The sequence below is a fragment of the Fluctibacter corallii genome (assembly GCF_025751585.1).
Taxonomy (GTDB): Bacteria; Pseudomonadota; Gammaproteobacteria; order Enterobacterales; family Alteromonadaceae; genus Fluctibacter_A; species Fluctibacter_A corallii.
Window position 1 is genome coordinate 1 of sequence record NZ_JAOWKX010000006.1, and the last position, 13,003, is coordinate 13,003.

At 43.2% G+C, this 13,003-nt stretch carries 9 protein-coding genes and 1 pseudogene; 6 read left to right on the forward strand and 4 right to left on the reverse strand.

What is annotated here, in order from left to right; translation table 11 throughout:
• Positions 1 to 720: 720 nt before the first annotated feature.
• From OE749_RS11880 to OE749_RS11895, 4 genes and pseudogenes are all read right to left on the reverse strand, one after another.
• Positions 721 to 1,957 (reverse strand): annotated as a pseudogene (locus OE749_RS11880) (IS3 family transposase).
• Positions 1,958 to 2,063: 106 nt separating this feature from the next.
• Positions 2,064 to 5,210 (reverse strand): S8 family serine peptidase, encoded by a 3,147-nt coding sequence (locus tag OE749_RS11885; RefSeq protein WP_263712689.1) that lies wholly within the window; start codon positions 5,208 to 5,210, stop codon positions 2,064 to 2,066.
• 147 nt (positions 5,211 to 5,357) lie between these two features.
• On the reverse strand, positions 5,358 to 5,873 hold the full coding sequence (locus OE749_RS11890) for a PEP-CTERM sorting domain-containing protein (protein ID WP_263712690.1): 516 nt from the start codon (positions 5,871 to 5,873) through the stop codon (positions 5,358 to 5,360).
• 152 nt (positions 5,874 to 6,025) lie between these two features.
• On the reverse strand, positions 6,026 to 6,472 hold the full coding sequence (locus OE749_RS11895; protein ID WP_263712691.1) for a GNAT family N-acetyltransferase: 447 nt from the start codon (positions 6,470 to 6,472) through the stop codon (positions 6,026 to 6,028).
• A gap of 70 nt (positions 6,473 to 6,542) precedes the next feature.
• Here OE749_RS11895 and putP point away from each other — a divergent pair, with 70 nt between their 5' ends.
• The 6 genes from putP to OE749_RS11925 all read left to right on the forward strand — a co-directional run.
• Positions 6,543 to 8,054, forward strand: a complete 1,512-nt coding sequence (gene putP / locus OE749_RS11900; RefSeq protein WP_263712692.1) for a sodium/proline symporter PutP — start codon at positions 6,543 to 6,545, stop codon at positions 8,052 to 8,054.
• A gap of 165 nt (positions 8,055 to 8,219) precedes the next feature.
• Entirely contained in the window at positions 8,220 to 9,176 is a 957-nt protein-coding gene (locus OE749_RS11905; protein WP_263712693.1) for an AAA family ATPase, read from the forward strand.
• A gap of 8 nt (positions 9,177 to 9,184) precedes the next feature.
• Positions 9,185 to 10,117, forward strand: a complete 933-nt coding sequence (locus OE749_RS11910; protein WP_263712694.1) for a DUF58 domain-containing protein — start codon at positions 9,185 to 9,187, stop codon at positions 10,115 to 10,117.
• A gap of 17 nt (positions 10,118 to 10,134) precedes the next feature.
• Positions 10,135 to 10,620, forward strand: a complete 486-nt coding sequence (locus tag OE749_RS11915; protein WP_263712695.1) for a DUF4381 domain-containing protein — start codon at positions 10,135 to 10,137, stop codon at positions 10,618 to 10,620.
• Positions 10,617 to 11,624, forward strand: coding sequence for a vWA domain-containing protein (locus OE749_RS11920; RefSeq protein ID WP_263712696.1), 1,008 nt, complete (start codon positions 10,617 to 10,619; stop codon positions 11,622 to 11,624). The genes OE749_RS11915 and OE749_RS11920 overlap by 4 nt, the downstream gene beginning before the upstream one ends.
• The coding region (locus OE749_RS11925) for a VWA domain-containing protein (RefSeq protein WP_263712697.1) at positions 11,621 to 13,003 on the forward strand (1,383 nt) is incomplete at its 3' end. The genes OE749_RS11920 and OE749_RS11925, both read left to right, overlap by 4 nt.

The following is a 13,003-nucleotide window of genomic DNA, read 5'->3' on the forward strand; positions in this document are numbered from 1 at the left end:
TAGGCCTGCCGCCAGCGTTCAATCTGAGCCATGATCAAACTCTTCAATTAAAATCGAAAATATGAATTTTTGTTGTTGACACTCTTTTAACGAGTGCCCACACAGATTGTCTTGTTATCAAATTGTTAAAGAACTTGCTCTTTAGAGCAGCTACTTTCGTAGCAGCTTGAGGCGTTGTTAACTCTCTCAAGCGAGGCGCGCATTTTACAGCGCTTGGTTTCGATGTCAACTATTTTTTTAATTTATTTTCAAAATTAAAGTTTGTTGCATCGTGCGTCAGACTTAGCTTTCAGCTTGCTGACTCACTCACCAGAACATCGTTCTACTGAGTGATTCGAAAGTGTCGCTTGACTCCCCCGAAGCGGTTGCGCATTTTACCGCGCTTTGTTTTGATGTCAACACTTTTTTCAATGAATTTCGGTGTTGGCCTCAATCTTGCTTACATCTTAAACACCGTCGCTTTGTCGGCGTCTCCGTAAGAAGAGGCGCGCATTTTAGGGACTTTAGAAAATTCGTCAATACCTTTTTTGAAATAAATGAATCAAACGCTCAAATAACAGTCAAAACGCGCTATATTGATTAAATAGAATACAAAATTGATTATCCATTATGGCTATACGTATTGACTAAGCACCCTGACGTTATCTATTCAGATTAGAATAACGTTATGAAGAAGAGGATTTGTTCCGTCCTAAGATAGGTTGACAGTTTTTAGGCCAGTTACTTTAGCTGGCCTTTTCTATTATGCACCTGATTGGGTGTCTCCATATTTGAGCTTAGATACGGTCTCATTTTATTATAAATTGCGATAGATTGTCTGACGAGTATCTTTAATTCCTCCAGCGTTTTACACCGATAGAGTAAGAACTCCTGCTTCAATATTCCGTTTACTCTTTCCGCTAAAGCATTTTGTTAACAGTCATAACCATCCGTCATTGAAGGCTAAATTCGGTTTACCTGAAGTACTTTCTAGTAAATCGCAGAGCAGTACTGCAAGCCTCGGTCGGAGTGATGAACTGCGTTTGCATTATAGCGTTTACCTTTGACCGCCATTTTCAGTGCTTTCACTACGCTCTCGGCTTTCATGTCAGAACCTAGATGGTAACCGACTATCTTTCGTGAATCAGCATCAGTAACTAGCGAAAGATAATGCACGCCTTGGTCTGATTCAAGATAAGTAATATCGCTGACCAGTATGTGTGATCCATCATGCCATCCTTTTTCTTTCAACAGATTAGGATGCTTCTTCATCCAATGTTTACTAAACGTGGTTTTTATATAGCTTTTCTTTGGCTTAACGAGTAATCCTTCATTTCTCAGGTAGGTAAAGAATCCGTCCCGTCCAAGTTTGATATCATGCTCAATCAGCTTTGGTTTAATAAACTTATAAAGCTAACGCGTGCCTAATTGCGGCATAAACTTGCGCCAATATAAAACCCAATCTTTGACGATTGATAGTGCTGCTCTGCGACTCTGTATCCGTCTAACCGCCTGATAAATTGATTACCTTGCAATACCCGCCACGCGACAAGCAGCAGGCAGGTTTATTTCTCTTCTTTCTTTGGCTTGCCAGACGTACCGGATAAGTACTTTTTTCTTAAGCCTGTTCCGTACTCTAGCCTGTTCCGTACTCTTTATCCATAATATCGACCATACCATTAAGAATTTGGTTACGAAGTTTCTCTTCGGCCAGCTCTCGCTCAAGACGCTTGATCTTTTCGGCTGGAGTTTCTTTTGAACGTAGCATAAGGAGGTGCTGAAATGGTTTCGACCAATCCAGTCTACCATGCTTTCTTAACCATACCAGTACCGTGGAACGACCTTGAATGCCAAATTGTTTTTGGGCTTGTTTGTACGTCATCTCGCCCTTTTCTACACGCTCAACTACACCTAGTTTAAAAGCCATTGAGTAATCACGCAGTGTACGCTTACGAGTTGGATTGTTTGATACTGTCATAAAGAAGTCCTCTTTATGTCAACATATTTCAGGACGGGACAAATAAATAAAAAAGCCCCGCATATATAGCAGGGCTTTTTAAATATAGAACGTAAATTTTTAAACTTTAGTTCTGTGGCTTAACTTCTATCAAAGTGGTGGCTTGAGGAACACCATCTGCATTATTGAATGTAATACCACCGATATAAGTCTCTGACGGCTCTAGCGATGTGTCGATTACATTAATATAGTTAGCAAAATTCAATCGAGCACGAGTAGATGCAGCAACACGCGTATTACCAGCCCCATTCGCAACCCAACTTTTTAACATAAAGTTAGTGCTAGCTTCGGTCATACTCTTGCCATGTACCCAAACAAGGTAAGTATCGCCACTACCAATGTTGCTGCGCGGCTCAGGATCAACAAGCGTCACGCTGTCGTTTGAATCACTTAATTGAGAAGAACCAACCTGTGAACAGCTCCATCCAGTGCATCTGTATACATACAAATCTAAATTAGCTGTTTCATCTACAACGAGTGTTTGATCCAGTCCAAATCTTACTACCGACGTCCCCTCTGGCACATCAAAGAAGCTTGTGCTTAAACCTGCTTCGTTGAACGTAAACGCACCGTCAACGTCTTTTGCAACTGACTTAATGTCGTACGTTGGTGCAACCAGACCGTCGTAATCAATAGAAGTAGTGCCAGAATAAAGCATAGTGACAGGGAATACTCCACGACCACGTTTCATCGTAAGTTCTGCGGACTCAGGTGCATCAATCTCTATAGGGAAAACAGCAATAGGACTACGAACTTTGTGCCCAGCTTCATCCTCAAATGTAACGGCACCAAATGCCCACTGACCAGAGACAGCGTTAAGACCTTTAACCACAGTCAAAGAAAATGACGCCTTACCATTCGGCTCTACCACGAGCGTAGATTCTGGCGTTTCGTTTCCTTCACCATCAAATGTTTTAAGCACTAAACCCATACCTTCAGGCGCGTCCAGCGTAGCTGTGTAGGTGCCACCATTTCCACTTACATCTGTGAGCGTACGTGTAACCGTATACGAATAGCCTAACCCATCAATGGCAATAGATGGATAGTTTAGCTGATTTGCACTCATGGCGAAGTTTGCATCAGCAAGCTCATCACAACTTAATGACTCTGAATTTGATTCTTTTAATCCATCTACATAACTTTGCTCGCCAGTTGCGCATAAAAATGCAAGATGATCAAAATAGTTAGAGTCATATACCAAGCCAGGATTCATTGATTCAACAGGCTGTACATGGCCAGAACCAAAATCAAACGGGTCAGCAGGCGTTAATCCATCTTCCTTAGTAATGTCTTGCCTTGCAGTCGTCATCATTGCAGACTTAATACGCGATGGCGTCCAATTTGAATATTGCCCCTTAAGCAATGCAGCAATACCTGCAATATGCGGTGCAGACATAGACGTACCTGTTAGGTAATCGAAGTTTTCACCCGCTACACCAAACATCGACGTTGGCGTTATTGCCGCTAAAACATTAGTACCTGGTGCAGTGATATCAGGTTTGATAATATCCAGCGTATTTCCATTCGGCCCACGAGAAGACCCCTCGTTCATCTGATTGCCAATCACATCTTCTGTAGTGAAAATACCCGCACTCAATCTAACAGAAATTGACTCACCTTCCAAAATGGCATTATAAATAGCACTGCCGTCGACATCGCTCAACATCATCCCTGGAATATCTACATCATAATCACCCCCCATAGTCGTCACCGGGCGTCCTACGGTGCTGTAGACAATGGCCGCTTCAGCACCTGAGGCGAGTGCGCGCTCAAGTTTATGAACAAACGCACAGTCACCACGTTCTATCAAGGCAATTTTGCCTGCGAGCTCTGTTGCATTATCCAAAGGCTCTACGGGAGCATCATCAGACGCCTTACACGCTCGAAGTGGCTGTGCAATTACTAGTTCACCACTAACATCACCGTGTTCGACCAAAGGTTTCGTCACCGCACCCTCTGTAGCAGCAACGATTTCAAGCGGTTCGCGACTGGTAATTTCAATCGCTTGAGACGCTTTAACACCTGTATAGGTAGAATTACCAACACTCATTACCCAAGGCGCAGGCGTACCAACTGTAACTGCATCAGGGCCTGAATTGCCCGCAGACACAGAAACAAAGACACCAGCAGCGTGAGCGTTCAACTTAGCGATAGCCGCAGCCGTCATCAAACTGGTGCGACTCCCTCCAATAGAATAGTTGATCACATCTACACCGTCGGCAACCGCGGCATCGATAGCCGCCATAGTATCACTAGGAAAACATCCTCTCTCTTCTGGGTAGTCACTGTTCCAACACGCCTTGTAGGCGGCGATTCGCGCTCTGGGAGCAACACCAGAAAGGGTGCCCACATCGGTACCAAACAAATTAGCCGTCACACCTGCATTGCCGGCTGCGGTTCCAGCAGTGTGGCTTCCATGGCCATCAGCATCGCGAGGAGATTCAAATTCACCTAATTCATAACGAATTTGATAATTACTTTCAAACGACTCTTTAAAATAACGTGCCCCAATCATTTTATTCGAACAGGTAAACTCGACGTCGGTATTTACATCACAGGTTCCCTTCCAGCCTAGCGCTTCAACAGGATCAGAATAGCTGCCATCATCCGCAAAACTAGGATGATCCGGTGCTATCCCCGTGTCGACAATACCGATAATCACATCTTCACCAAGTTCACCAATCGTGTGCTGCCCTTGTGGACCACTCAATCCTAGGAAAGCCGGCGTGTTTGCCGTATCAGGTTGAAGTAGTTCATCCTTCCATACTGCTAATACATCCGGGTGCCCTTTTAACGCTTCCGCTTCGCCAGCAGTCAATTTTGCAGAAAAGCCATTGAAGGTATGCACGTATGAATAAATTAACGTCCCACCAGTGACGTCTTTTAACAGCTTTTCTTGATTCTGTTTAAGTTGCGCTTGATAAGATTGCATAGCAGGCGTAGACGCGTTGTACAAATTACCTGCTTTAGCCACTAACTGGTTACTCGGCAACAATTCGCCAATCTCAGCAGCATGGCTAATCGCTGATGCGCCCTTCATTTGAATGATATAGGTAGAGGCTTTTGATGCTACTTGTGCATTACCAGCAGCTTCCTTAAATAAATTAATATCGCCTTCCACCTGATAAGCAGCCGAAGATGCAGAAAACATCGCCGCGCTCCCCATCATTGCAACAGAACAAAGTCTGCTAAGTAATGTGCGTTGGAACTTCATTTATTTCTCCTGTTCAACACAAAGTGAGCAATCCGACCGAACGTTATTTTTATGTGATAGTCAGTCGGAGGAAAACTTCCAAACTTGCTCGGATGATTTATTCCCTACGGGAAAAGATGATTGTTATTATTGTATATTTATAGATCGCTATGCGTTGCGACGACGAACAAGTACAAGTGCGCCTAACACTAACATAGCTAAAACTGAAGGCTCTGATACATAAGTTGCCTTACCAAATGCAACATCTGCGAAAAATTGAGCATTAAGAGGATCATTTTCATTACCTACAACCAATTGGCCAAAACCAAACGTGCTGTCGAAATTGAATGAAAAGAAGTTTTGGTTTGCGTCCGTAGCATCTAACTCTAAAGCGAACAAGCCATTAAAGACATTTGCCCCATCTACTTCAGCGAAAAAATTATTAACGAAAATAGGCGCTGTATACCCCACTAACGACACGTTTAAAAGTGAGTCTGCTAAAGCGAATACAGAAGGCATACCGCTGTTCAAGTCTTCATCTGATACACTAAATTCAACAGAACCCAACACATTATCGCCTTGTATTAGCTCCTGAGTAATCACAACCGCATTAGCGGAAAATGCAGACAATGACATTGTTGTCGCCAAGACTAGCGCAGAGAAAAGAGATTTTACGTACTTCATAATTTCCTACCTTAATAATTATTTTGTTTTGGAGTAAAAAACTCGCGAATGCTTAAAGCAAAATATATACCATACATATTTAGCTATATTAATCATGATTTTATATGTATATTATTATTCACAAATGGCCTTAGTGTTAAAATATTTGACGCTCATTTATTAATCTGCTTGCGCATATCTATATGTAAAATACCGCCATCATCGTAGGGCGCGCCTTCAATAATAAAGCCGAAAGATTGATAAAATTTGGTCAAGTATGTCTGAGCCGAGAGCTTAATGGGAGTTCCAGACCAATTCTGTTCACAAAACTGAATTGCATCGTGCATGATTTGCTGACCTAGCCCCCGTCCTCTGCCTTTCTCAGCAATGACAACACGCTCTATTTTTGCAACTTTTTGGGTTTGGTCTCGTCTCAGTCTGCAATAACCCAATAGCGCACCGCCATCCGTCACCAATATATGCTTTGCGTCTTTATCCAAACCATCAATATCTTCATAAATGCTTTGCTGCTCAACAATAAAGACCGACATTCTCAATCTGAGTATTTCATACAACATATCCAGCGATAACGCCGAAAAATCAACCACTTCAATCTTCATTACTAGCTATTCCCGTTTACATTTTGTTAGCATGTCAGATTAAAATAAGAAGGACACAGAGATCAACTCTATGGAAACTGGTACCCTCATTTCGTTGAGCATCTACTTTATTGCCATGCTCGCAATCGGATTTTATGCATTTAAGCGCTCTACCTCTGATTTAGGGGAATATATGCTGGGCGGCAGAAAGCTTAGTCCCGGCGTCACTGCACTTTCTGCTGGCGCGTCAGACATGAGTGGATGGATGTTAATGGGCGTCCCAGGAGCCATGTATGTTTCTGGAGCATCAAGTGCATGGATTGCGATTGGACTCATTGTTGGTGCTTTTTGCAATTATTTATATGTCGCCCCACGTTTACGTGTGTATACCGAGCAAGCTAACAACGCGATTACTATCCCAGATTATTTTGAAAACCGATTTCATGATCATACCCACTCTCTCAGAATGGTTGCTTCCTTGGTCATTATTGTATTTTTTACGCTATACACATCATCTGGTGTCGTGGCAGGCGGAAAATTATTCGAATCGTCGTTTGGACTCCCCTATGAAACGGGCCTTTATATTACCATCGGTGTTGTCGTCGCCTATACGTTTGTGGGCGGATTTCTGGCTGTAAGCCTGACGGATTTTGTACAAGGCTGCATTATGTTTACCGCTCTAATACTCGTCCCCATCGTAGTGATGATGGAGCTAGGCGGTTTAACGAGCGCAATTGAGTTATCAAATAACATCAACCCAAACACGTTTAATTTATTCATTGATGCCAGTAACAATATACCACTCTCAACTTTAGGTATCATATCGTTACTCGCATGGGGCTTGGGATATTTCGGTCAACCCCACATTATCGTCAGATTTATGGCTATTCGGAATGTATCAGAAATGAAAACCGCACGAAGAATAGGTATGTCATGGATGATAATTTCACTTATTGGCGCAATGGCAACAGGGCTATTTGGTGCGGTGTATGTGAATAATACGCAAGCCGAATTAGCCGATCCAGAAACCATTTTTGTTTTTCTGTCTCAAATATTGTTCCACCCTTTTATTGCTGGATTTTTACTCGCTGCGATTTTAGCTGCAATTATGAGTACGATTTCATCTCAACTATTGGTGACATCGAGTTCTCTCACCGCAGACATTTATCAGACCTTTTTGAATAAGCAGGCCACACAAAAGCAATTAGTACTCTTTGGTCGATTGTCGGTCGTCGCTGTTGCGGCTGTTGCCGTTTATTTGGCTCATGATCGTGAAAGCACCATTTTATCGCTTGTATCCAATGCTTGGGCTGGATTCGGCGCCGCCTTTGGTCCCATCATATTAGTCAGTTTATATTGGCGTAACATGACGTTGGCGGCCGCACTATCAGGCATGATTATCGGTGCGCTAACGGTACTAGTTTGGATTTATGCACCCTTTGAAATAGCGGGTAAAAGCCTCAGTAGTTACATGTATGAGATTGTACCTGGATTTATAATGAATCTTTGCACCATTTTCGTTGTCTCAAAGCTAACTCCAATACCTAAAAAAGACATTGTCCGTACCCATGATGCCGTCGAGGAAAAAATGCAAGCCTTATAACGTTCATGCGGTAGAACCATGTTTTAAAGTGAAAATCGTCGATGACTTTCCTAAATTCATCGACGATTTGTATTGAGATTTCAGGTTGTGTCCTTATATTTTTCGCAAACTGATTTTAGTATGTGAAAAGTACGCAATAACAAGCATAAAAATTTTCGGAACATTATGTCAGCAACACCATTTAAAGCACTCAAATCCTATTTAGATTCTCAAGTATTGGGACAGTCTCTCCTAACCGAGAATATTCTTATTGCCTTACTAGCAGATGGACACCTTTTAGTTGAAGGGCCACCAGGATTGGCAAAAACCCGAGCCGTCAATGCAGTATCTAATGGGATTGAGGGAGATTTCCATCGTGTTCAATTCACGCCTGATCTACTTCCTGCTGATTTAACAGGTACAGATATATATCGCCCAGAAACTGGAGAGTTTGTCTTCCAACAAGGTCCGCTTTTTCATAACCTTGTATTAGCAGATGAAATCAACCGGGCGCCAGCCAAAGTCCAATCGGCGTTGCTTGAAGCAATGGCCGAAAGACAAATTACGGTTGGCCGCCAGACCTATCCTCTGCCAGACCTGTTTCTTGTAATGGCAACGCAGAATCCTATCGAGCAAGAAGGAACGTACCCATTACCAGAAGCACAGCTCGACCGCTTTCTAATGCACCTAGAAATTGATTACCCTGGCGCAGAAACCGAGCTTAATATCCTGCGGCTTACTCGCGGTGAAGCTGTAGGTGTGCAGGTCAAAACACCCCAACAAATTAGTCAGGAAAGCATATTACAAGCGCGCAAAGAGGTCTTGAATATTCATCTTTCAGAGAGCTTAGAACGCTACTTGGTGGAATTGATTATCGCCACCCGTACACCGCAAAAATATGATGATGAGCTCGCTCGCTGGATAGAATTTGGTGTCAGCCCTCGAGCCACTATTGCTCTTGATAAATGCGCTCGCGCACATGCGTGGCTACATGGTCGGGACTTTGTAGCACCAGACAACATACACGCCGTATTCCACAATGTTTTACGCCACCGCATCCTGTTAAGCTATGAAGCCGAAGCTGAAGGCAAGACTACCAATGATGCGCTTGATAGAATTTTGTCTTTAGTGCCCGTTCCGTAGGATACATCATGATAGATATCCCACGTTGGCTTGCAGAGCATCAGGCTACTGGTATCTCAGTGTCGATGCCTGAACTCATAAAGTATAAAGATAAAACATCCTTGGTTGATCTTCGTCCCAAGCAGCCGATTAAGGCTCGATTGGCGGGTGCTTATATGGCCAAAACGAAAGGGCGCGGCATGGAATTTGACGAAGCAAGGCATTACCAACCTGGAGATGACATTAGGGCGATCGATTGGCGAGTTACGGCAAGAACCGGGAAAACCCACACGAAGTTATACAGAGAAGAGAAAGAAAGGCCTGTTTTTATTTTGGTAGATTTAACGCAGTCTATGTACTTTGGCACCCAACTTCTTATGAAGTCTGTTCAAGCATGTCACCTTGCAGCACTTTTTGCTTGGTCAGCGAATAAGCGTGGAGACAGAATTGGGGGTGTAATCTTTAATAGCAGCGGCCACGTTGAATGCAAACCATTGTCTCGCCAAAAAGCGGTGTTAGGGTTTCTTCATCGACTCACTGAATTTTATGACAAGCATGATACTCAGATAAATGATGCTATCGCTTTGGAAGAAGGCTTATCAAGGCTACGTCGTTTGGCACACCCGGGAAGTTTAGTCTATTTAATCAGCGATTTCGCGACTCACTCTGAGCGCACTCACCGCCATATTACTCAACTCAGTAAACATTGTGAAGTCATCGCATGTACCATCAGTGACCCGTTTGAACATCAGCTCCCAGAAAGTAATGTTAAACAAACGGTTAGTATCACTGACGGCTATGTAACGAAGTCTCTAACGCTTGGTGATCGTAATACTGCCGCTCAATATCAAGCCCAGCAAGAACAGAAATTATCAAATTTGTATAGTCGATTTAATCAATATCAAATTTCTCATTTACCCATCTCTGCTGCGTTACCACTTGAACACCAACTGAAAACTTAATAAGCAATATGGACCCTTTGAGCCAATTACACGACATTACCATTCCCACCGACGTCAGTATCTGGCCGCTTGCCACAGGCTGGTGGATTCTTTTGATACTATGCGTCGTAATAGGTACAGCTACAACCTACACCTTTGTGAAAAGAAGACAAAAACGTGTGGAAAAGAAAGTAGCACTACGAATACTCTCGCAGATAGATCCCGACGACGACCAATGGCCGGTGCTCGTCAATGATGTACTAAAGCGCGCAGCAATACATTATTGCGAAGCACTCCAAATCGCACCGTTGTACGGCGAGAAATGGGTGAGCTTTTTGTGTTCACAGGTGTCAAGCAAAGTAAAAGACCAAATTCGTCTGCCGCTTTTAGAATTACAGACATGCCTTTATTCAGAGGGCGGTTCTACCACCATACCTAAACAAGACGTAATCAAAGCGGCACAGATATGGCTAAATACCGCACTTCCTCCCAAAAAACTAACAACACGAGGAGGCCATGAATGATTGAATTTCAATGGTGGTGGATGGTATTCGCCCTCCCCCTTCCTATCTTGGTAAGGTTAATACCCACCAAAAAAGTTGAACAAAGTGCGTCACTTAACGTGGGCGCTATGATGCCACATTTGCCCTCATCTTCAGAACCTGAGATGTCTTCATCAATGTTCAAAAAACTGCTAATGAGCTTAGCATGGATATGCCTAATTCTTGCTTCAATGCGACCCCAATGGCTGGGTGAGCCAATTAGCATTCCAACCAAAGGCAGAGATCTAATGGTCGCGGTCGATTTATCAGGAAGTATGCAAGCAGAAGACATGAACGTAAATGGTAGGCAAGTCAACCGCCTACAAATGATCAAGCATGTATTGGCGAATTTTATTGAACGACGGGTTGGTGATAGGTTAGGCCTCATTCTTTTCGCTGATACAGCGTATCTACAAGCGCCTCTGACTTATGATAGACAAACAGTAGGCAAGCTACTCAATGAATCTGTCATTGGTCTCGTCGGCGACAGTACTGCTATTGGCGATGCCATTGGCCTTGCTGTTAAGCGTTTTCAATCTAAGGAAGAAACAAACAAAGTTCTGATATTGCTTACAGATGGACAAAACACCGCCGGTAATATCACGCCTGAAGATGCATTGAAAATCGCTCAATCTGAAGAAGTCACGATATACACCATTGGTGTCGGGGCAGATAGCATGGTGCAAAATTCATTTTTATTCAGCCGTCGCATAAATCCGTCAGCCGATTTAGACGAGCAAACATTAACCAATATTGCAGAAGCAACCGGTGGACGATACTTTAGAGCGCGAGACACCCAAGAGCTAGAAAATATTTATGCAACGCTTGATAAACTAGAGCCCATAGAGCGAGATACGCGACAGATGCGTCCGCTTTCAGCGTTGTATTTTTATCCGTTGTCTATGGCCTTGTTTTTAGTAACGATCATATTCTTACCACATATATACAACGGCATGCGAACTAGGTTAATTGAGAAAGAAGTATGATAGATTTCAATGCATTTCATTTTCTAAGACCCGGGTGGCTAATTGGATTTATTCCGCTGGCTATCGGCGCATATGTGCTATTTCACAAAAGAGTATCAAGTAAAGGCTGGATGAATATTCTTCCCCCTCATCTATACCAACATTTGGTCATAAGTAATACCTCTTCGCATACACAAAACCCTACGTGGATACTATTTACCGTGGCAGGTACATTAACATTACTCGCGCTTGCAGGACCGACATGGAAACAGCTTCCCCAACCCGTTTACAATGTAAATTCGGCAACAGTTATCGTCATGGATATGTCGCTGTCTATGCGAGCCACAGACTTAAAACCAGACCGATTAACTCGAGCAAAATACAAAGCCATTGACGTCGTAAACGAAATAAATGAGGGAGAAATTGGATTAGTTGCCTATGCTGGCGATGCGTTTGTTGTAAGCCCATTAACAACGGATGTAGGCAACCTTGTTAATCTGATCCCCAGTTTGTCACCAGAAATTATGCCGATAAAAGGTAGCCACACCTTTTCAGGAATTGAAAAGGCGCTATTGCTATTGCAAAACTCGGGGTTTAAACAAGGACATATACTACTTGTAACCGACGGCGTTTCACAAAAGGAAATGTCGTCTATCGTCCCACTGATTCGCTCATCTAACGTTGTATTGTCTGTGTTGAGTGTCGGAACGAAAGACGGAGCACCGATTACCCTTGCAAGCGGAGAACTGTTGAAAAATAGACAAGGCGGTATTGTTATCCCATCTCTTAACACTGATCCGATGCAACAATTGGCCAAGATTGGTAGAGGCGTTCATACCCAATTAACAGTTAACAATGAAGATGTGAGACAGGTTACTAACCGCGCTATGCAAGAATCACGAGCAGGCGAGAATTTCGAGCAAAGTGATGCCCCCCTATCAGGCGACAAATGGGAGGAAACCGGTCCCTACCTTCTTTTAGTAGTTATTCCTCTTGTCGCCTACTTTTTTAGACGCGGGATCATTTTTGTTCTTGCAGGTATCCTTTTTGTTCCTATATATACCCCCCCGGCCCATGCCGATTGGTGGGATAATTTATGGCAAAATCAAGATCAAAGGGGTAAACGCGCCTTTGAACGCGAAGCTTTTGGAGATGCATCGAATTTATTTGATAATCCAGAGTGGAAAGCAGCCTCTTTGTATAGAGATGAGAAATATGGAGAGGCTGTATCAGTCTTAGAACACCTCAATACTCCGAATGCGCATTACAATCGAGGAAATGCGTTAGCTAAGCTTGGACGTTACGATGAAGCGATAGATGCCTACGAACAAGCACTTAAATTAGAATCTGAGCATGTAAAAGCTCGTGAGAATAAGGCATTGCTGGAGCAATTGAAAAGC

What these genes read in the sequence shown, in the direction of transcription:
- OE749_RS11885 (WP_263712689.1), bottom strand. Translation starts at nt 5,210, where the DNA reads ATGAAGTTCCAACGCACATTACTTAGCAGACTTTGTTCTGTTGCAATG.
- OE749_RS11890 (WP_263712690.1), bottom strand. Translation starts at nt 5,873, where the DNA reads ATGAAGTACGTAAAATCTCTTTTCTCTGCGCTAGTCTTGGCGACAACA.
- OE749_RS11895 (WP_263712691.1), bottom strand. Translation starts at nt 6,472, where the DNA reads ATGAAGATTGAAGTGGTTGATTTTTCGGCGTTATCGCTGGATATGTTG.
- putP (WP_263712692.1), top strand. Translation starts at nt 6,543, where the DNA reads ATGGAAACTGGTACCCTCATTTCGTTGAGCATCTACTTTATTGCCATG.
- OE749_RS11905 (WP_263712693.1), top strand. Translation starts at nt 8,220, where the DNA reads ATGTCAGCAACACCATTTAAAGCACTCAAATCCTATTTAGATTCTCAA.
- OE749_RS11910 (WP_263712694.1), top strand. Translation starts at nt 9,185, where the DNA reads ATGATAGATATCCCACGTTGGCTTGCAGAGCATCAGGCTACTGGTATC.
- OE749_RS11920 (WP_263712696.1), top strand. Translation starts at nt 10,617, where the DNA reads ATGATTGAATTTCAATGGTGGTGGATGGTATTCGCCCTCCCCCTTCCT.